Annotated in this window: 16 protein-coding genes and 1 pseudogene; 4 read left to right on the top strand and 13 right to left on the bottom strand. The window is 74.4% G+C overall.

The window, feature by feature from the left end; genetic code table 11:
- Positions 1-141 precede the first annotated feature (141 nt).
- Complete coding sequence (locus tag V6D49_RS15680) at positions 142-1,362, top strand: extracellular catalytic domain type 1 short-chain-length polyhydroxyalkanoate depolymerase (protein WP_340560364.1); 1,221 nt, start codon at positions 142-144, stop codon at positions 1,360-1,362.
- Between the two features lie 60 nt (positions 1,363-1,422).
- Here V6D49_RS15680 and V6D49_RS15675 read toward each other — a convergent pair whose 3' ends face one another.
- The 7 genes from V6D49_RS15675 to mshA form a co-directional block, all read right to left on the bottom strand.
- Positions 1,423-1,968 (bottom strand): GNAT family N-acetyltransferase, encoded by a 546-nt coding sequence (locus V6D49_RS15675; RefSeq protein ID WP_340560362.1) that lies wholly within the window; start codon positions 1,966-1,968, stop codon positions 1,423-1,425.
- A 25-nt stretch (positions 1,969-1,993) separates the two neighbouring features.
- A complete protein-coding gene (locus tag V6D49_RS15670; protein ID WP_340560360.1) occupies positions 1,994-2,893 on the bottom strand; it encodes an AraC family transcriptional regulator in 900 nt (299 codons plus the stop codon).
- Positions 2,894-3,181: 288 nt separating this feature from the next.
- Positions 3,182-5,044 (bottom strand): alpha/beta hydrolase, encoded by a 1,863-nt coding sequence (locus V6D49_RS15665; RefSeq protein WP_340560358.1) that lies wholly within the window; start codon positions 5,042-5,044, stop codon positions 3,182-3,184.
- A gap of 151 nt (positions 5,045-5,195) precedes the next feature.
- Positions 5,196-6,224: a helix-turn-helix transcriptional regulator gene (locus V6D49_RS15660; RefSeq protein WP_340560356.1), complete on the bottom strand. Its 1,029-nt coding sequence runs from the start codon at positions 6,222-6,224 to the stop codon at positions 5,196-5,198.
- 134 nt (positions 6,225-6,358) lie between these two features.
- Complete coding sequence (locus V6D49_RS15655) at positions 6,359-7,351, bottom strand: class I SAM-dependent methyltransferase (protein WP_340560354.1); 993 nt, start codon at positions 7,349-7,351, stop codon at positions 6,359-6,361.
- A gap of 176 nt (positions 7,352-7,527) precedes the next feature.
- Positions 7,528-8,019, bottom strand: coding sequence for a type III secretion system chaperone family protein (locus V6D49_RS15650; protein WP_340560352.1), 492 nt, complete (start codon positions 8,017-8,019; stop codon positions 7,528-7,530).
- The gene (gene mshA / locus V6D49_RS15645; protein ID WP_340560351.1) at positions 8,012-9,331 is read right to left on the bottom strand and encodes a D-inositol-3-phosphate glycosyltransferase; all 1,320 of its coding nucleotides are present in this window, start codon (positions 9,329-9,331) and stop codon (positions 8,012-8,014) included. The genes V6D49_RS15650 and mshA overlap by 8 nt, the downstream gene beginning before the upstream one ends.
- Positions 9,332-9,469: 138 nt before the next feature.
- Between mshA and V6D49_RS15640 the strand changes: the two genes are divergently transcribed.
- Positions 9,470-10,285: a class I SAM-dependent methyltransferase gene (locus tag V6D49_RS15640; RefSeq protein ID WP_340560350.1), complete on the top strand. Its 816-nt coding sequence runs from the start codon at positions 9,470-9,472 to the stop codon at positions 10,283-10,285.
- Positions 10,286-10,291: 6 nt separating this feature from the next.
- Here the strand turns inward: V6D49_RS15640 and V6D49_RS15635 are convergent, their stop codons facing one another.
- The 4 genes and pseudogenes from V6D49_RS15635 to mshD form a co-directional block, all read right to left on the bottom strand.
- Positions 10,292-10,729 (bottom strand): NUDIX hydrolase, encoded by a 438-nt coding sequence (locus V6D49_RS15635; RefSeq protein WP_340560349.1) that lies wholly within the window; start codon positions 10,727-10,729, stop codon positions 10,292-10,294.
- Positions 10,710-11,849, bottom strand: a complete 1,140-nt coding sequence (locus tag V6D49_RS15630) for a CHAD domain-containing protein (RefSeq protein ID WP_445330531.1) — start codon at positions 11,847-11,849, stop codon at positions 10,710-10,712. Before V6D49_RS15630 ends, V6D49_RS15635 begins: the two co-directional genes overlap by 20 nt.
- Complete coding sequence (locus V6D49_RS15625; RefSeq protein ID WP_340560348.1) at positions 11,833-14,097, bottom strand: RNA degradosome polyphosphate kinase; 2,265 nt, start codon at positions 14,095-14,097, stop codon at positions 11,833-11,835. The genes V6D49_RS15630 and V6D49_RS15625 overlap by 17 nt, the downstream gene beginning before the upstream one ends.
- Before the next feature lie 398 nt (positions 14,098-14,495).
- Positions 14,496-15,383, bottom strand: a pseudogene (gene mshD / locus V6D49_RS15620) (mycothiol synthase); the annotation flags it as partial.
- A gap of 131 nt (positions 15,384-15,514) precedes the next feature.
- On the opposite strand from mshD, the gene V6D49_RS15615 reads away from it, so the two are divergent.
- Entirely contained in the window at positions 15,515-17,335 is a 1,821-nt protein-coding gene (locus V6D49_RS15615; RefSeq protein WP_340560344.1) for a bifunctional metallophosphatase/5'-nucleotidase, read from the top strand.
- Positions 17,336-17,450: 115 nt separating this feature from the next.
- Here the strand turns inward: V6D49_RS15615 and V6D49_RS15610 are convergent, their stop codons facing one another.
- Positions 17,451-18,044 carry an NADPH-dependent FMN reductase gene (locus V6D49_RS15610; protein WP_340560343.1) on the bottom strand — a complete coding sequence of 198 codons (594 nt, stop codon included), beginning with the start codon at positions 18,042-18,044 and terminating at the stop codon, positions 17,451-17,453.
- Between the two features lie 124 nt (positions 18,045-18,168).
- Between V6D49_RS15610 and soxR the strand changes: the two genes are divergently transcribed.
- The gene (gene soxR, locus V6D49_RS15605) at positions 18,169-18,624 is read left to right on the top strand and encodes a redox-sensitive transcriptional activator SoxR (RefSeq protein WP_340560342.1); all 456 of its coding nucleotides are present in this window, start codon (positions 18,169-18,171) and stop codon (positions 18,622-18,624) included.
- A gap of 46 nt (positions 18,625-18,670) precedes the next feature.
- Here soxR and V6D49_RS15600 read toward each other — a convergent pair whose 3' ends face one another.
- Positions 18,671-19,693 carry a LacI family DNA-binding transcriptional regulator gene (locus tag V6D49_RS15600; protein ID WP_340560341.1) on the bottom strand — a complete coding sequence of 341 codons (1,023 nt, stop codon included), beginning with the start codon at positions 19,691-19,693 and terminating at the stop codon, positions 18,671-18,673.
- Between the last annotated feature and the right edge of the window lie 145 nt (positions 19,694-19,838).

Here is a 19,838-nt window from a genome sequence, read left to right as displayed (position 1 = left end):
GGCCACCGGAGGGCCGCGCGCGGTGTGCGCACGCCACGTTCGGGGAGCGCACGTCACGGCCCTACGGTGCGGGACACCCCCCGTCCCCTCCCCCCCACCTCCAGCTCCGCGAAGGACCCCTCAGGCCGAAGGATTTCCACGATGAGAGCTCCACGACCGCTCCGCCGGGCCGGCGCCCTGCTCGCCGCCCTCACCCTGCCCCTCGCGACGCTCACCGGCCTCGCCCCGTCCGCGCACGCCGCCGACCCCGCCCTGGAGCGCGTCACCGGATTCGGTTCGAACCCGGGCGCCCTGACGATGTACCGGCACCTGCCCGACGACCTGCCCGCCGGCGCACCCGTCGTCCTCGTGCTGCACGGCTGCGGCCAGAGCGCCGCCGAGTACGCGGGCGCCTCCGGGTGGCTCGGGGACGCCGGGACGAGCGGCTTCGCGCTCGTCGCCGCCCAGCAGGAGACCGGCAACAACGCCTCCCGCTGCTTCAACTGGTTCGAGCCCGGCGACACCTCGCGCGGCCGGGGCGAGGCCCTGTCACTGCGGCAGATGGTGGCGCACACCGTCGCCGCCGTCGACGCCGACCCGGACCGGGTGTTCGTCGCCGGGTTCTCCGGCGGCGGCGCGATGGCGTCCTCCGTGCTCGCCGCCTACCCGGACGTCTTCGCGGGCGGCGCGGTGCTCGCCGGAGTGCCGCACGGCTGCGCCACGAGCATGATCGGCGCCTTCAGCTGCATGAACCCGGGCGTGACGAAGTCCGCGGAGCGCTGGGGCGACCTCGTGCGCGCCGAGAACCCGGGGTACGACGGGCCCTGGCCGTCCGTCGCCGTGTGGCACGGCAGCGCCGACAGCACCGTGCGTCCCGGCAACGCCACGGAGTCCGTCAAGCAGTGGACCGACGTGCACGGCACGGACGCCACGCCCGACGGCTCCACCACGCTGCCGGGGAACGTCACCCGCACGACGTACGACGGCCCGGCGGGCGTCGCCGTCCGCCACTACACGGCGTCCGGGATGGGCCACGCCGTGCCCGTCCGGCCGGGCGAGGGCTGCGGCACCTCCGGCACCTACTTCGCGGACGTGCTGTGCTCGACGTCGACCATCACGGCCGACTGGGGCATCGGAGACGGGCCGTCGGACCCGGGCGACCCCGGTGATCCGGGCGACCCCGGTGATCCGGGCGACCCGGGTACGCCGGAGTGCGTGACGGCCAGCAACTACGCCCACTCCACGGCGGGCCGGGCCTCCGTCCGCTACGGCTACGCCTACGCCGTCGGCTCCGGCGACGCCCTCGGGCTGTGGAACATCTACACCCTCACCTCGCTCACCGAGACCCGTCCCGGCTGGTACGAACGCACGGCGGGCTGCTGACGTCCGCCCGGCGCTCCCGGGCCACCGCCCGGGAGCGCGCCGGCCACCGGTGCGTCGCGGTCACCACACGTCGCCGTCGCGCCAGTCGGCGGTCAGCTCCCCGGCCGGGTCCAGCGGGACGCCGGGGACGGGCAGGACGAAGACGCCCCCGTCGTCGTCCTCCGTGCGCACCCGGCCCCACGGCGTGAGCGCGTACGTCGGCCCCCGCCACACCTGCCAGCCCCGGGCCGTGTAGAACGGCAGCCCCGCCTCGGTGGAGGCCAGCGCGCCGAGGTCGTACGCCCGGCGCACCACGTCCTCCAGCCGGGCGAGGACGACGCCCCCGTACCCCGCGCGCCGCCGGTCGGCGCGCACCGCGACGCCCTCCACGTACCCGGTGCGCAGCGCCCGGCCGCCGTGCAGGAGCCGCCGCTGCACCACCGACCCGTGCGCCACCACGCGGTCGTCCTCGCAGACGAACGCGTGGACGCCGCCGAGTGCGTGCTCCCAGTCCTCGTCCGCGAAGTCGCCGTCGAAGGCCGCCATCACCATCTCGCGCGCGGCGCCGAGCAGCTCCGGCTCGCACTGCGCCGTGTGCGCCACCCGCACCACCACACCGTCCACCATGCGCGGCACGCTACCGCGCCCCCGGTCAGGCCGGTGTGCGGCTGACGGGGATCCAGATCTCGGCGTCGGCGGCGGCGCCGTCGTCGGACAGCCGGGTGCGCAGCAGCTCGGGCCCGGGGCGGGAGGCGTAGGGGTTGGAGGGGAACCACTGGGTGTAGACGTCGCGCCACAGGTTCTGGAGCGCGGCGGGGAACGGGCCGCTGCTGTCGAAGACGGCCCAGGTGCCGGCCGGAACGCGCAGGGTGTCCAGGCCGTCGAGGCCGTCCGGGCCGTCCGGCCCGCCCAGGTCGTCGGGGGTCCGCGACGTCACGGCGGCGTGGTAGTAGTCCAGTTCCGTACCCTCCGCCCGGCTGTCGGCGAGGTCGTCCGTGACGGCGACGACGCCGTGGGGCTCGGTGTCGGAGAGGGCCTCGATCCGGTCGATCGTCGCGGCGCCGAGGCCCCGGATGAACGCGGCGATGGCCGGGTTGACCCCCTCGTGGACGAGGGGGACACGGGCCTTCCCGCCCACGACGGTGAAGGCGTCCTTCTCCACGATGCGGTACCGCATGCTGCTACTCCCTTCGACGATGAGACGGAAGGACATCCGGGGCTGGGACTCCAGCGCCGCACCGCTTCTGCGGGCCTCGGCGGGTCCGACGCCGTGCAGGGCCCGGAACGCCCGCGCGAACGCCTCGCCGGACCCGTAGCCGTACCGGAGCGCGATCTCCAGCAGCGTCCGCTCGCCCGCCACCACCTCGGCGGCGGCGACGGTCAGGCGGCGCCTGCGGACGTACTCCGAGAGCGGCAGCCCCGCCAGCGCGGAGAACATCCGCCGCAGGTGGTACGGGGACGTCCACGCGATCCGGGCCAGCTCCTGCGGGTCGATCCGACCGTCGAGACGGTCCTCGATGTGGCCCATGGCCTCGTTCAGCCGCTCCAGCACCCCGGTCTCCTTCCCTTGCCTCACCTCACGCTAGGGACACGGCCGGGGCCCGCACCCGACATTCCGTGCCCGCTTCGATCGGGTGACGGCGCGGAACGCGGAATAAGGCCGGACGCGCCCGGGTTGGGGACGGTGTTCGGGAACGTCCGCCCCGACGGGTGGCCGCCCGGCGGTCCGGCCCGACGAGACCCGGCCCGCGCGGGGGGCAGGCCGGGCCCCGGCACGTGCCGGACGACGCGAAGGGGCCGGGCCGCTGGTGTGCGGCCCGGCCCCGGGGGGGGTGGCGCGTCAGGAGGACTGGGAGGACCCGGCCTCGGAGGACTGGGACGCCTCGGCACCGGAGGACTGCGAGGCGGCGGCCTCGGAGGGCTCCGGGGTGTTGGCCTCGCGCAGCAGGTCACGCACCAGGCGGTTCGCCTCGCGGACCTCGTCCGTGCGCATCCGGAGCTTGATCTTGCCGTTCTTCTTCATCTCGCCCGCCACCTCGAAGGTCTCCTCCTCGCCGGGGAGCGGGAGGGCCTGGCAGCCGGTGAAGTCCTTGCGCGGCAGCTGGCCGGTGAGGAAGTAGTTGATCACCGGCATGTCGACGCAGGTGGTGCCGTAGGGGAACAGGCCGTGGCTGCCCTCGTTGTCGACGCTGATCATCGCGGCGCCCGGCAGTCCCTTGGCGGTGGCGAGACCGCCCTCGTAGGCGGTGGCCGCGTCCAGCTCTGACTGCAGGACGATCACCTCGGGGAAGGTCTTCTTCTTCGCCTTCGGCATCCTGTTGTCGGTGGGCCAGTAGGCGCACAGCGGCGTGGAGTTGAAGGGCGCCATCAGCGGGGCGTGGCGCTCCTGCCGCTGGAGCCAGCGCTGCCAGTGGTCGAGGTTCTGGTTCCACTGGCCGTCCTGGCAGCGGATGGCCTCGAAGGTGGCGTCGAACGTCTCCGTGGCCGCCGCCGCGCCCGGTCCCTCCTGCTTGGCCGCCACGGCCTCCAGGATGTCGGCCTTCGCCTCGGCGACGAACGCGCGCTGGTCGGCGGTGAGGCGGTCGACGGCGAGGATGTTGTCGATGACCGTCTCGACGGCCTGCTCCTCGGTGCCCTCCTCGGGGATGCCGTCCGCCGCGATGGCGGCCACGGCGGAGGCGGCCGTCGGGTACTGGTCGGTGCTGTACATGGCGGGGATGATGTAGTACGCCATGAAGAGCTGGCCGATGAACTCGCGTGTCCCGCCGGCACGTTCGAAGTGCTCACGGATCTTCATCGGGTCGGTGCCCTGGCCGTAGACGTCGTCGTGGCGGGCCATGTACGGCAGCAGGGCCTCCTGGAACTGCCGGTCACGGCTGGGCGGCTGGAGGTCCCAGGTGCGCTCCAGGGAGCGCTCGGTGACGTCGGTGGAGGAGTCGAGCAGGAAGCGGTGCGACGTCCCGGGGAACGTCGCCGCGTACCAGGTGCCGAGCCAGGTGCCGTAGGAGTAGCCGATGTAGCTCATCCTCGGCTCGCCGAGCAGGACGCGGATGAAGTCCATGTCGTAGGCGGTCTGCTCGGTGGTGATGAAGGGGGCCAGGCCGCCGTCCATGCAGCCCTCGACCTTGGCGCGGTTCACGGCGTCCTGGTCCGAGGGGTCGTCCGGGACGGTGTAGGTGCACGTGAGCGGCGTGCTCTGACCGACGCCGCGCGGGTCGAAGCCGACGAAGTCGTAGTACTCGGCCAGTTCGGGGGCGCGCTGCGCCATGGCCGCGCCCCACGGCAGACCGGAGCCGCCGGGCCCGCCGGGGTTGACGAGGGCTATGCCCTGGCGGTCGCGGTCGTCCCGGTCACTGGTCTGCGTGCGGGATATGCGCACGTCGATCGTCTTGCCGTTGTCGGCGTCGTGCCAGTCGAGCGGCATCTGGACGGTCGCGCAGGCGAGCCCCTCGACGGTGCGCAGGCTGTCGGCCCGCTCCTTCTCCAGGCCGGGGAAGGCGCACGTCTCCCAGTCGATCTCCTGGTCGGTGAGGGCTCCGGCCAGTGCGGCGGTGTCGGGATCGGCCGACTTCGGAGCAGCCTGTGCGGCCGGGGCGGCGGACGCCTGTCCCGCGCCCAGCGGCGTGACGAGCAGGGTGGCGGCGAGGGCCGTCGCGGTGGCGCCCAGGGCGCGGCGCGCGGGGAGGCGTCTACGAGCAGACACGCAGGGTCCTTCCGGGTAGGGGGTCGCCCCGGCCCGGGTACGGTCCGCCGGGCGGGAGCGTCGCGTCACCCTGACCGGCGGCGCCACCTGCGCGGAAGCCTGCGGACCTGTCGGGTTCCCGTCATGACGGGTTTCCGACAACCGTTCGGTGTCAGAGCCAGCCGCGCCGCGCGGCCTGCACCCCGAGCTGGAACCGGGTGCGCGCGCCGAGGAGTTCCTGGAGTCGGCTCACCCTGCGGTGGACGGTGCGCTGGCTGACGCCCAGGTCACGGGCGATGGCCTCGTCGGTGGAGCCCGCGCTGAGGAGGGCCAGCAGGCGCTGGGTGTCGGGGCTGGGCTCCGAGCCGACGGGTACGCCGGCGCGGCCGGGCACGGCGCCGACGGGGACCGCCAACCGCCAGAACGCCTCGAACAGTTCGATGATCGCGTCCAGCAGCATGGAGGGGTGCACGAGCAGCGCCATCACACCGTGACCCGAGCGCGGCGGCACGGAGATGAGGGCGCGGGAGGAGTCGGCGATGACGAGCTTCATCGGGACGCCGGGGAACGCGCGGGCGTTCTCCCCGGCCCGGACGGCCTCCTTCAGGGAGCGCAGCCCGACCTCCGTCTGCAGGAAGGCGGCGTCGTAGACGACGTGGTAGGCCACGCCGCGTTCCATGGAGGGCAGTTGCGCCGGGTTCGGCCCGACCTCCTCGGGGCGCAGGTAGGAGCCCCGCTCGAAGCCCCGGATCCGCTCCCGCGCCTCGGCCTGCATGGCCTCGAAGGTGCCGACGACGGCCTCCTCGCCCTCCAGCACCTCGGCGAACTGGGCGCCCGCCCCGGTGTGGACGGTGTACAGGCGGGAGAGGTCGTCGGCGCTCTGCCGCGCCCGGACGGCCTCCAGCTCGCGCTCCGCCGCCCACCGCTCCAGGGCGAGGCGCGGCGGCCGGACGCGGAGCGCGCCGTCGGCGTCGCGGGCGAGGAGGCCCAGCCGCTCCAACTCCGTCAGGTGTCGTGCGCGGCCCTCGGCCGCGTCGGCGTCGGCGTCGGCACCGTCGACGGCCCCGGCGCCCGGGGCGCGTCCGCCCAGCAGCGCCCGGTACAGCGCTTCGGCCTCCGGCGTCAGGCCGCGCCCGGGCGGTTCGGGCGGCGGCTGCGGCCCGGGCGGCGGTGCCGGCCCGGGCTCCGGCGGCTGGGACATGGCGGTCACTCCCCCGGTGTGTGGCTCCGCCCGCGAGCCTATCGGGCGCCCCGCACGCCGCCCCGCACGCCCCGGCCCGAGTCCGCGCAGGTCCGGCCCCCTGCGGGGGGGTGTGGGCCCGGCGGCGGGAGGCGTCAGCGGCGGCGGAGGGTGGAGACCAGGGCGCGCGTCACGATCGGCGGGAGGAGGTCGACCGCCACGCTACGGACGGCGCCGAGCAGCCCCCGGGGCCTCGGCGCGGGCCGGGCGGCACGGCGTGCGGGCGCGGCGGACGCCGGGGTGGCCGCGGTGGCGGCACCGGCGTGCCGGGAGGCGGGCTGCGGCGGCTCCGCGACCCCCTTGCGGGCCTTGACGCGGATCAGCGGGTGCTCGGCGACGGACTGCTCCTCGTACCACAGGTCCTGCTGACCGGAGAGCCATTCCAGCAGGTCGGCGCGGACGGGCTCCGGGTCGCCCCACGTCCCGTAGAACTTGTTGCCGCTGACGCAGACGGGCTGGAGCCGCCCGACGAGCACGGCCTCCCAGGTGGCGGCGGCCACGCCCGGGCAGTGCTCGGAGCGGTAGTCGTCGAGGGCGACGATCCCGTGCGGGGCGAGCATGGCGCCGACGGCCTCGATGTCGCCGCGCACGTGCTCGTACAGGTGGGAGGCGTCGATGTGGGCGAAGCGGCAGCTCGCGTCCGGGACGTGGTCGCGGATCACCGAGGTGAGGCCCTGCACGACGGTCGGCAGCTCGTCGTGGAAGGAGAGGTAGTTGGCCTCGAAGGAGCGGCGGCTGAGCGTGGCGTAGGAGGTGCGCATCTCGAGGGCGTTGGCCGCGTCCTCGGCCGGGGCGTCGAAGAGGTCGCAGACGGTGAAGCGGTCGCCCGGGCGTTGCCGACCGCCCAGGAAGATCGCGCTCTTGCCCAGGTAGGAGCCGAGCTCCAGCAGGTCGCCGGGTTCGCCGAGGCGTTCCTGGCGGTTGAGGAACCAGGCGAAGAGGTGCTGGTCGGCGGTGAAGAACCAGCCCTTGACGTCGGCGAGCCGCGCCGGGCGGGGCAGCGTGCCCTCCGGAGCCTCCGCCGCCGGGGCCGTGGTCGCGGCGGCGGACGGGGAGGGCTGTGCGGGCGTGGCGCTCGTTGCCGTCATCGGCTATCCGTCTCCGTGCGGGTCGGGAGGACGTGCGGGCAGCACGGAGCCCCAGACGGTCACGACGACGTGCCCGACCGTGATCTCCGCGTTGCGGGATCGTGACTCGGGACCCTACCCCCGCCGTCCCGGACCGGGAAGACGTGCGCCGGGCGCACCCCGGTCCCGCGGCGGTGTTACTCGCGGTTCTCCCCGGTCAGACGGGTGAAGGCGGCCAGATTCCGGGTGGACTCCCCACGGGAGGTCCGCCAGGCGTACTCGCGCTTGATCGCCCCGGCGAAGCCCAGCTCCAGCAGGTGGTTGAACGAGCCGTCGGCGTTCTCCAGGACGGTGCCGAGGATGCGGTCGAGCTCCTCGGGGGTGACGGCGGCCAGCGGCAACCGTCCGACGAGGTAGATGTCCCCGAGGTGGTCGATGGCGTAACTCACCCCGTACAGACGGGTGTTGCGTTCCAACAGCCAGCGGTGTACGCCCTCGTGGTTCTCGTCGGGGTTGCGGATCACGAACGCGTTCACGGACAGGGAGTGCGCGCCGACGATGAGCTGGCACGTGGTGGAGAGCTTGCGCGTGCCGGGCAGGGTGACGACGTAGGTGCCCGGCTTCGGCGACTCCCACTCCAGCTCGGCGTCGGCGAGCGTCTGCTCGATCACTGCGGCGGCGTCAGACATGCAGCGATCGTAGGCGACCTCGCCGCGCCGCGAGCGCGTCGGCGTAGACGTCGGCGGTCCTGCGGGCGGCGGTGGCCCAGCCGAAGCCCCGCGCGTGCTCCGCCGCCGCCACGCCCATTCGGGTGACGCGGTCCGGTTCGGCGGCGAACCGGCGCAGGGCGCGGGCGTAGTCCGCCGGGTCGTGCCCGGCGACGAGGTAGCCGGTCACCCCGTCCCGGACGGCCACGGGCAGCCCGCCGACGGCGGCGGCCACCACGGGCGTGCCCGAGGCCTGCGCCTCGATGGCCACCAGCCCGAACGACTCGCTGTAGGACGGCATGACCAACACGCTCGCCGCCCGGTACCAGTCCGCCAGCGCCTCCTGTCCGAGCGGCGGCCGGAACCGGACGACGTCCGCGATGCCGAGCTTCGCCGCGAGCTTCTGCAGCCCCTCCGGCCGGGCCATCCCGCTGCCGGACGGGCCGCCGACGACGGGCACGACCAGCCGTCCGCGCAGCCCCGGGTCCTCCTCCAGCAGGAGGTGCACCGCGCGCAGCAGGACGTCCGGGGCCTTCAGCGGCTGGATGCGGCCCGCGAACAGCGGGACGAGGGCGTCCTGCGGCAGGCCCAGCCGGGCCCGCGCGGCGGCCCGTCCGTCGGCGGGGCGGAAGCGCGTCAGGTTGACGCCCGGGTGGACGACGGCGGTGCGGGCCGGGTCGGCGTCGTAGTACCGCGTCAGCTCCCCGGCCTCCTCGGCGGTGTTGGCCACCAGCCGGTCGGCGGCCCGCACGATCTGCGTCTCCCCGATGACGCGGGCCGCCGGTTCCGGCGCGTCCCCCTCGGCGAGCGCCGCGTTCTTCACCTTCGCCATCGTGTGCATCGCGTGCACCAGCGGCACGCCCCAGCGCTGCGCGGCCAGCCAGCCCACGTGCCCGGACAGCCAGTAGTGCGAGTGGACGAGGTCGTAGTGGCCGGGCCGGTGCCGGGCCCACGCCTGCATCACCCCGTGCGTGAACGCGCACAGCTGCGCCGGGAGCTCCTCCTTCTTCAGCCCCTCGTAGGGCCCCGCGTCCACGTGCCGCACCAGCACGCCCGGCGCCAGCTCCACGGCCGGCGCGAGCCCGCCGGTGGTCGCGCGGGTGAAGATCTCCACCTCGATGCCGAGCTGGGCCAGCTGCCGGGCCAGCTCCACGATGTAGACGTTCATCCCGCCCGCGTCCCCCGTACCGGGCTGGTGCAGCGGCGACGTGTGGACGCTGAGCATGGCGACGCGGCGGGGCACCCTGCCGGGAAGCCCCAGCCGCCGTCCGAGCCTCGTGACGTACGAGCTCACCCTGTGCTCTCCCTACGGCCGGCGGTCTGGCGGACTCCTGGTACGGCTGTTCCTCCGGGCGGCAACGCCGAACGGTTGCCCGCTCTTCCCGATTTTGCCCAAACGTGACCTGCGGCACGGACCCGTACGCTTGCCTCCATGCCCTCGCCCGCCGCTTCCCGCCCCCGGCGTCCGGTGGGGACCGTCACGCGCGGCACGACCAACCCGAACCGGCTGCGCCGCATGGACCGCTGGATCGCCGTCACGCACGCCCCCGCGCTGCGCCGCGCCGCCGCGCCGCTGGCCGTCGACCTCGGCTACGGCGCCGCTCCGTGGACGGCCGTCGAGCTGCTGGAGCGGCTGCGCCGGGTCCGGGCCGACGTCCGCGTCACCGGCGTGGAGATCGACCCCGACCGCGTCGCCGCCGCCGAGCCCTACCTGCGGGACGGGCTGAGCTTCGTGCGCGGCGGGTTCGAGGTGCCGCTGCCGGAGCGGCCGACCCTGATCCGCGCGGCGAACGTCCTGCGGCAGTACCCGGAGGCCGACGTCCCCGCCGTCTGGGCGCGGCTGTGCGCACGGCTGGCCCCGGACGGGCTGCTGATCGAGGGCACCTGCGACGAGATCGGCCGCCGCCACGTCTGGGTCGCCCTCGGCCCCGAGGGCCCGCGCACCGTGACGTTCGCCGCCCGCCTCGCGACGCTGGGCCGCCCCTCCGACCTGGCCGAACGCCTCCCGAAGGCGCTGATCCACCGCAACGTCCCCGGCGAGGCCGTGCACGCCTTCCTGACCGACTTCGACGCCGCCTGGGCCACCGCCGCCCCGCTGGCCCCGCTCGGCGCCCGGCAACGCTGGATCGCCGCCGTCCGCGCCGTCTCGGCCCGCTGGCCCGTGACCGACACCGTCACCCGCTGGCGCCAGGGCGAGATCACCCTCCCCTGGACGGCCCTCGCCCCGCTGGGCGCGGCGCGCGCCTGAGCGGCGTCACCGGCCGAGGGCGGCCAGGGCGGCGTCGAGCAGGGCGCGGTCGCGGGGGTGGGTGAGGACGAGCCGGGCCCGGTCGGGCGGCAGCCAGGCGACGCGGTCGATCTCGCGGCTGGGGACGAACGTCCCGGACACCGCCTCGGCGACCCAGTAGTCGACCGTCTTCGGGCGTCCCTCCACCGTGTACCGCTCGGTCGGGAGCCGGGCGCCCAGGACGCATTCGGCTCCCGTCTCCTCGCGGACCTCGCGCACGGCCGCCGCCTCGGCGCTCTCGCCCGGGTGCAGCTTGCCCTTGGGGTGGGACCAGTCGTCGTACTTCGGCCGGTGGACGAGGGCGACGTCGACGGTTGCCGTGTGGCGCTGCGCGCGCCACAGGACGCAGCCGGCCGCGCGGACGGGTGCGCCGCGCGGCGCGGGGTCAGACGTGGAGGGGTGCATGATCGGCGCCTCCCGAGGGGTGCCAGACGCGGCAGAACGCCAGCCGTGCGGCCTCCACCTCGTGCCGCTGGTCGGCGTGCAGGACGCCGAGCGCGTAGGCGGTGGCGGGGGCGATGCGGGGCGTGCGGCCCGCCGAGGCGGCGGCAGCGGCGGCCTCCGCCGCCTCGCGGTGCCGCCGCAGGTGGCGGGCGGCCGTGGTCAGCGGGGGGCTCTCCTCGCCCATGACCTCCTGGGCGTAGCGGACCTGCCGCAGCAGCGTGCCGACGTGGTGCCAGGCGCCGTCGTAGCGGTCCTCGGCGACGGTGAGCGTGTGGGCGAGGGCGCCCGGCCCGAACGGCAGCGAGTCGACGGCGTCCACCAGCCGCCGGTGGGCCTGTTCGGCGCTCGGCCGCAGGACGACCGCGGCGGGCCGCGCTCCGTCGTCGGCGGCCGTCCCTCCCGTGGCTCCACCCGCGAGCTCGCCCGCCAGCGGCACCTCGGAGGCCAGCACGGCGACGGCGTCGGCGACCGCGTGGAAGCGGCCCGAGCCGAGGGCCTGGAGCGCGGCGGAGTGGGCGCGGGTGCGGAGCAGCGTGAGCTGGCGTTCCAGCAGGGCCCCGGCCCGGGCGGCGCCCACCCCGGGACGTCCGGCGGTGCGCGTGCCGTCCGGCTCACCGGGTGCCGAGGAGAGCCGGTGCAGCGCGGCCAGCAGCCGTTCCAGCCGGTTGCCGTAGTCGTACTCGCGGGTCAGCAGCTCGGAGAGCCAGTTCAGCTCCCCGGCGAGTTCGTCGGCCCAGGCGGTGTCGAGCAGCCGCCGGAAGGTGTGCAGGGTGCCGCTGATGCGGCGGGCGGCGCGGCGCAGGTGCCGGACGGCCTGGGCCGCCTCGGCCGCGGCCTCGGCGCTGCCGGCCGTCTCCTCGTGCATCCGCAGGGCCCGCAGCAGCTCGGCGGCCTGGTGGTGCAGGTAGCCCGCCAGCAGTTCGCCGGCGGTCCCGCCGACGGCGGGCGGCTTCTCCCCCTCCGTCCCGCCCGGGCCCGGCCGCTCGGCGCGGGGCCCGGGGGCGTGCGGCACCAGGGCGCGCGGTGCCGCGGCGGCCGGCGGCGTGGTGCCGCCGGCCGTGAGGTCATGTCGTGGGGCCACGTCGGCGCCTCCGGGCGTCGATGAGCATTTCCTGTACGTTGCGCAGCGGCCGGCCCTCGGGGTCGGTGGCCCGGCGGGTCCAGTCGCCGTCGGGGCCGAGGTGCCAGGAGGCGGTGGCGTCGTCCACGCCGGTCTCCAGCAGCCGGTTGAGCGCCGCCCGGTGGGCGGGGTCGGTGACGCGCACGAGCGCTTCGATGCGGCGGTCGAGGTTGCGGTGCATGAGGTCGGCGCTGCCGATCCACACCTCCGGATCGCCGCCGGCGCCGAACGCGAAGACGCGGGAGTGCTCCAGGAAGCGGCCGAGGACGCTGCGGACGCGGATGTTCTCGCTGAGCCCGGGGACGCCCGGCCGCACGGCGCATATCCCGCGCACCCACAGGTCCACGGGCACCCCGGCCCGGGAGGCCCGGTACAGGGCGTCGATGACGGCCTCGTCGACGATCGAGTTGACCTTCATCCGCACGAAGGCGGGGCGCCCGGCGTGGTGGTGGGTGATCTCCTTGGTGATCCGGGTGACCAGGCCGTCCCGCAGCGACTTCGGCGCGACCAGCAGCCGCCGGTAGGTCTCGCGCCGCGAGTAGCCGGAGAGCCGGTTGAACAGGTCGGAGAGGTCCGCGCCGACCTGCGGGTCGGCCGTCAGCAGGCCCAGGTCCTCGTACAGGCGGGCCGTCTTCGGGTGGTAGTTGCCCGTGCCGACGTGCGCGTAGCGGCGCAGCTGGTCGCCCTCCTGCCGCACGACGAGGGAGAGCTTGCAGTGGGTCTTCAGCCCCACCAGGCCGTAGACGACGTGGCAGCCGGACTCCTCCAGCTTGCGCGCCCACTTGATGTTGGCCTGCTCGTCGAAGCGCGCCTTGATCTCGACGAGCACGAGCACCTGCTTGCCGGACTCGGCGGCGTCGATGAGCGCGTCGACGATCGGCGAGTCGCCGGAGGTGCGGTAGAGGGTCTGCTTGATCGCCAGGACGTCCGGATCGGCCGCCGCCTGCTCCAGGAACGCCTGCACGGAGGTGGAGAACGAGTCGTACGGGTGGTGCAGGAGGACGTCCCGCTCCCGCAGCGCGGCGAAGATGTCCGGCGGCGACGCCGACTCCACCTCGGCCAGGTCCCGGTGCGTCCCGGCGATGAACTTCGGGTAGCGCAGCTCGGGGCGGTCGATGCGGGCGACGATCGCCGAGAGGCCGGAGAGGTCCAGCGGCCCCGGCAGCGGGTACACCTCGGACGCGGAGACCTTCAGCTCGCGCACCAGCAGGTCCAGCACGTACGGGTCGATGGACTCCTCGACCTCCAGCCGCACCGGCGGCCCGAAGCGGCGCCGCATCAGCTCCTTCTCCAGGGCCTGGAGAAGGTTCTCGGCGTCGTCCTCCTCCACCTCCAGGTCCTCGTTCCGGGTGACGCGGAACATGTGGTGGGCCAGCACGTCCATCCCGGGGAACAGCTCCTCCAGGTGGGCGGCTATCACGTCCTCCAGCGGCACGTACCGCTGCGGCGACGCCTCCAGGAACCGGGACAGCAGCGGCGGCACCTTCACCCGGGCGAAGTGGTTGTGCCCGCTGACCGGGTTGCGCACGACGACCGCGAGGTTCAGCGACAGCCCCGAGATGTAGGGGAAGGGGTGCGCCGGGTCGACCGCGAGGGGCGTGAGCACGGGGTAGATCTGCTGCCGGAACAGCGTGAAGAGGCGCGCCTGCTCCTTCTCGGTGAGCTCCGCCCAGCGGATCAGGTGCACGCCCTCGTCGGCCAGCGCCGGGGCGACGTCCTGCTGGTAGCAGGCCGCGTGCCGGGCCATCAGCTCACGCGACCGCGTCCAGATCAGCTCCAGCACCTCACGCGGCTGGAGCCCGGACGCCGAGCGGTTGGCGACGCCCGTCGCGATGCGGCGCTTCAGCCCCGCGACGCGGACCATGAAGAACTCGTCGAGGTTGCTGGCGAAGATCGCCAGGAAGTTGGCGCGGTCCAGCAGCGGGACGCTCGGGTCCTCGGCCAGCTCCAGTACCCGCTCGTTGAACGCCAGCCAGCTGCGCTCCCGCTCCAGGAAGCGGCCCTGCGGCAGGTCGGCGGCGTCCTGGGCGTCGGCGTCGTAGGAGTCCGGCTCCGAGTCCAGGTCCGGATCCATGGCACCGGCCAGCGCGCCGACGCCGAGCGTGGGGACGTTCACGGCGTGCGGACGGGAGGCGGCGATCGACCCCACGGACGGCTGGACGCCCTCGGAGGTACCGGACGGCTGGGCGGAATGCGCGGACTGACTCATTCCCCCATTCTTCCGCCCTTCCGTGACAGGCCGCACGGGCCGCCCCACGGGCCCGTGCGGCCGTTCGGGCGAGCGCAGCCGTGCGGGCACGCCGGGCTGCGCGGTCCCCTCGGGGACGCCCGTCGGCCTGCCGTGCGGTTGCTGCATTCCGCGATGCTCGCAACCGAGTCTGAATCGCCGGTTACGCAGGCATGACGGACGGGCGTCCACCAGGGTCCCCCCACACCCCACGCGCCCCCGTGCCACGCACCACGCGAAGCCCCCCGCACCCGACAGAAGTCACCCCGTCACCTTCCGTCACGGCGACCCGGGATGATGCGGGGTGCGTCGGGTCAGGGGCGCGCGGGGGCAGGGGTGGCGCGGGGCGGGCGTCAGGTCTCGGTGCGGTACATGAGGTCGACGGCGTGGGTGCGGAAGCCGATGCGTTCGTACACGGCCAGGGCGGGCGCGTTGTCGGCGTCGACATACAGCATCGCCACGGGCATGTGCCGGGCGACGGCCAGGTGCCGCAGCCCGACGGTGGTGAGCGCGCGGCCGAGGCCGCCGCCCTGGGCGCCGGGCACGACGCCGACGACGTAGACCTCGCCGAGCTGCTCCTTCTCGTGGACCTTCGTCCAGTGGAAGCCGACGATCTCCTCGGTGCCGACCGCACCGGAGGGGCGCACGGCGAGGAAGAAGCCCTCCGGGTCGAACCACGGCTCGTTCTTGCGGTCGTCGAGGTCGCGCTGGAGGAGGGAGCCCTGTTCCGGGTGGTGGGCGAAGGCGGCGGCGTTGGCCTCCAGCCAGGCCGCGTCGTCCTTGCCGGGGGCGAAGGTGCGCAGGGAGACGCCGGGGGGCAGCTCGGCCTCGGGGAGGGCGTCGGCGGCCAACGGCATGCGGAGCTGGCGGAGTTCGCGGAAGAGGGTGAGGCCGAGCGTCTGCGCGAGGTGCCGGGCGGCGGCGTGCCCGCCGTGCGCCCACAGCCGCAGCCGGCGCCCGGAGGCGTTCAGCAGGGCGAGGCCGAGCGCCCGGCCGTAGCCCTGCCCACGGTGGGCGGGGTGGACGACGAGTTCCCCGGCGGGGGCTTCGACGGGGTCGGTCTCCTCCAGCTGGCCGTAGCCGACGAGTTCGCCGCCGGAGCGGACGAGGAAATGCGTGACACCCGGACGGTGTCCGCCGCGCAGTTGCAGTCTTCCCTGTTCGGACACCGCGGCCTGGCCGTCGGTGCGGGCCGCCGCCTCGATGAGGGCCAGTGCCTCGCCGACGACCTCGTCGGACACCCGGTCTGTCACCACCACGTCACTCATGGGACCGAAGCGTACGCCCGCAGATCGCCACCTGCTGGTTACCGCACGGCTCCTGACACGCTACGCGCGTTGACCGTAGGCTTCCGCTTGCTCGAACAGCGTCAACCCGACCCTCCGCGAAGGGGACACCCATGCCCACAGCACCCGGTACCGCCTCCGGGCGACGGATGCCGCGCAGACTCGCCGCGACCGCGGCGGGCCTCGCCGCCACGCTCGCGCTCGGCGCGGCCGCCCTCCCGTCCGCCCAGGCCGCGCCCGAGCAGCACGGCGACCGGCCCGGCAAGCCGGGCCACGGCCGTGTCGTGGACCTCCAGGTGCTGGCCGTCAACGACTTCCACGGCCACCTGGAGCCGCCCACGGGCTCCTCGGGCCGCGTCACGCACGAGCACCACGACGGCACGACGGAGCAGATCGACGCAGGCGGCGTGGAGTACCTGGCGACGGCGCTGCGCGAGGCCCGCCGGGGCGAGCGCCACTCGGTGACGGTCGCGCCCGGCGACGTCGTGGGCGCCAGCCCGCTGCTGTCGGGCCTCTTCCACGACGAGCCGACCATCGAGGCGATGAACGCGCTCGGCATGGACGTCGTCGGCGTCGGCAACCACGAGTTCGACGAGGGCCAGGAGGAGCTGAAGCGGCTCCAGCGGGGCGGCTGTCACCCGGTGGACGGCTGCTACGCCGAGGGCCGGACGTTCGAGGGCGCCGACTTCCCGATCCTGGCCGCCAACGTGGTGCACGAGGACACCGGTCGGCCGTTGCTGAAGCCCTACACGGTGCAGAAGATGCGCGGCGTCAAGGTGGGCTTCATCGGCGTCACCCTGGAGGGCACGCCCGACATCGTCTCGGCGGAGGGCATCAAGGGCCTGAAGTTCCTCGACGAGGCGGAGACCATCAACCGGTACACGAAGGAGTTGCGCCGCAAGGGCGTCAACGCCGTCATCGCCCTCGTCCACGAGGGCGGTTACCCGGCCTCCCCGGCCTACAACGCGGACTGCGACGCCTCGGGCGGCGGCGTCTCCGGCCCGATCGTCGACATCGCCGCGCGCACGGACGCCGGGGTGGACGCGCTGGTCACCGGCCACACCCACCAGCCGTACGTGTGCAGCCTGCCCGACCCGAAGGGCAACGACCGCCTGGTGACGTCCGCCGCCTCCTACGGCCGTCTCTTCACCGAGCTGAACATGGAGTACGACCGGCGCACCAAGGACATCGTGCGCGCCTCGGTCACCGGGACGAACCACGTGGTGGACCGCGAGCAGCCCAGGGCGCGGGACCTCACCGGGCTCATCGACCGGTGGAAGGAGCTGGCCGCGCCGGTCGCGAACCGGCCGATCGGGCACGTCTCGGAGGACATCACCGCCGACCGCACCGTGCCGGAGACGCCGCTCGGCGACCTCATCGCCGACGCCCAGCTCGCGCACGCCCGCACCCAGGACGAGGCGACCGACCTGGCGCTGATGAACCCCGGCGGCATCCGCGCCGACCTCACCTACGCGGCCTCCGGCTCCGAGGGCGACGGCGTCGTCACCTACGCCGAGGGCTACACCGTCCAACCCTTCACGAACACCGTCAACATCGTGTCTCTGACGGGTGACCAGCTGCTCGCGGTCCTCCGTGAGCAGGTCAGCGGGGCGAACGCCGACGCGCCGAAGATCCTCCAGGTGTCGGACGGGTTCACCTACACGCTGGACCTGACACGGTCCGGCGCCGAGCGCGTCGTGGCCGACTCCGTCCGGCTGAACGGCGAGCCGCTGGACGCCGACCGCACCTACCGCGTGGCCGTCAACTCCTTCCTGGCCGGGGGCGGTGACGGCTTCGCGACGCTGGCCCAGGGGACGGACCCGCTGGTCGGCGGCGACGACCTGCGCGCCCTGGAGGAGTACCTGCTCGCGCACTCCTCCGCGGCCGACCCGCTGGACGCCCCCGCGGCGGACCGCATCACCGTCGTCGGCTGACGGCCGGCCTCACGGACGGGGCCCGGCTCCCCTCCCGGCAGGGACGGGGGAGCCGGGCCGTCGTCGTCCGGCGCACCGGCGGGGACGTCGGACGACGGGCGCGTCCGACGGCGGGTCAGGCGCCGTAGGGGCGGCGGGCGCGGGCCTCGCGCAGCGCGTCGGCCCACCAGTCGAGCTGGGCGAGCATGCCCTTGGCGGCCCGGGCCGCCGCCTCGCCGTCCTGGGGCTGCCCGTCCTGCCCGAAGGCGTCCCAGGCGTTGTGGAAGCTGAGCGCGTCCCGCACGGTCAGGGTGTGCATCTCGGGGAAGACCTGCCGCAGGTGCTCGGCGGCCCGGATGCCGCCGCCCTGGCCGCCGTAGGAGACGAGGCCGACGGGTTTGGCCTGCCACTCCTCGCGGAACCAGTCGATGGCGTTCTTCAGGGCGGCGGGGTAACTGTGGTTGTACTCGGGGGTGACGACGGCGAAGGCGTCCGCGTCCGCCAGCCGCCGGGCGAGCTCCTGCTGGTGGCGGACGGTCTCCGGGTCGGTGTCGCCGCCCCGGCTCGGCATGACCAGCGGCAGCGGGTGCGCGGCGAGGTCGATGACGTCCACCTCGAACACGCCGTGTTCACGCGCCTGTTCGGCGAACCAGGTGGTGACGGTCGGGCCGAAGCGGCCCTCCCGGACACTTCCGGTGATGACGGCGAGGCGCAGCGCGGGCTTGGACATGGCGGTCTCCTGACGATTCGGCTGGCTGGGTCGGAGCGTTCGTGCTGCGGAACCGATGAGAGCGGAACCGATGAGAAGAGACTGCTTCTTCAACTCGGCTTCAAGTCAACTACTCTTGGGCCTCATGCCAACCGTCTCCTGGAAGACGCAGGAACTCAGCGTCGGTGAGGTGGCCGCCCGCAGCGGCGTGGCCACTTCCGCCCTGCGCTACTACGAGCGCCACGGGCTGATCCACAGCCGCCGGACGAGCGGCAACCAGCGCCGCTACACCCGTGACACCCTGCGCCGCGTGGCGTTCATCCGCGCCTCCCAGCGCGTCGGCATCTCCCTGGACCGCATCCGCGCCGCCCTGGACCTGCTGCCGGAGGGGCGGACGCCGAGCCGGGAGGACTGGGCGCGGGTCTCCGAGGGGTGGCGCTCCGACCTGGACCTGCGGATCAAGCAGCTGCAGGAGCTCCGGGACGACCTCGACGACTGCATCGGCTGCGGCTGCCTGACGCTGAAGAACTGCGGGCTGGTGAACCCCAAGGACGTCGCCGCCGAGTCGGGTCCGGGGCCGCGCGGCCTCACCTGCGGCTGAACGCGGCGCCGCAGGCGGGGGCGCCGCAGCCGGTGCGGAGCTGCGGCTACGCGCAGCCGCAGCTGCGCCGGACGACGAGCGCGGAGGGGAACTGCCGCAGCCGCTCCCGGCGGGTGCCGGGGCCGCGCGGCGCCTCCTCCAGGACGAGGTCCACGGCCGCCCGGGCCATGCCGGGGCGGTCGGAGGCCACCGTCGTCAGCGGCGGGTCGGTGAGGGCCGCCTCCTTGACGTCGTCGAACCCGGCGACGGCCAGCTCGCCCGGCACGTCGATGCGCAGCTCGCGCGCGGCCCGCAGGACGCCGATGGCCTGGTCGTCCGTGGCGCAGACGATCGCGGGGGGACGGTCGGGCCCGGCCAGCAGCTTCAGGGCGACCTCGTACGCGTCGTAGCGGTTGTAGGGCGCCTGGAAGAGACGGCCGTCGGTCGACCGGCCCGCCTCGCGCATGGCCCGGCGCCAGCCCTCGACGTGGTCGGTGACCGGGTCGCCGACGACGGGGGTCGTCTCGACGCCACCCAGGCAGGCCACGTACGCGTACCCGTGCTCGAGCAGATGGCGGGTGGCCAGGTGGGCACCGCCGACGTCGTCCGTCACCACGGCGACGTCCTCGATGGCCTCGGGGCGGCGGTGCAGCAGGACGACGCGCGCGTCCCACGCCTCGATCTCGGCGGCGGCGTGCTCGCTGGGCCCCTGGCTGACCAGGATCAGCCCGGAGACGCGCATCCCGAGGAACGCGCGCAGGTAGTGCACCTCGCGCTCGTCGAGGTAGTCGGAGTTGCCGACGAGGACCATCTTTCCGCGCTCGGCCGCCGCGCGTTCCACGGCGTGCGCCATCTCCGCGAAGAACGGCTGCCGGGCGTCGGGGACGATCATGCCTATGAGGTCGGTTCGCCGGGAGGCCATGGCCTGCGCGACGCGGTCCGGCCGGTAGCCCAGCTCGTTGATGGCCGCGAGCACCCGCTCCCGGGTGGCCGGCGCCACCGGACGCGGTCCGTTGTTGATGACGTAGCTGACCACCGCGGTCGAGGTCCCCGCCAGCCGTGCCACATCGTCCCGCGTCACCTTCGCCACGGCGGCAGTCTACGCGGGGGGACCGCCGGGCCGTCACCCCCCGGGGCCGCGGCCTGCGGGGGCGGTCGGCCCAGGAGCAGGGCGAGGGTGTGCCGTGACGGAGGGACTTAATGACGCGCTCATGGAAAGTACAGAACTCTCACAC

The sequence above is a fragment of the Streptomyces sp. GSL17-111 genome, from assembly GCF_037911585.1.
Classification (GTDB): Bacteria; Actinomycetota; Actinomycetes; order Streptomycetales; family Streptomycetaceae; genus Streptomyces.
This window is presented reverse-complemented; position numbering and strand designations above follow the sequence as displayed.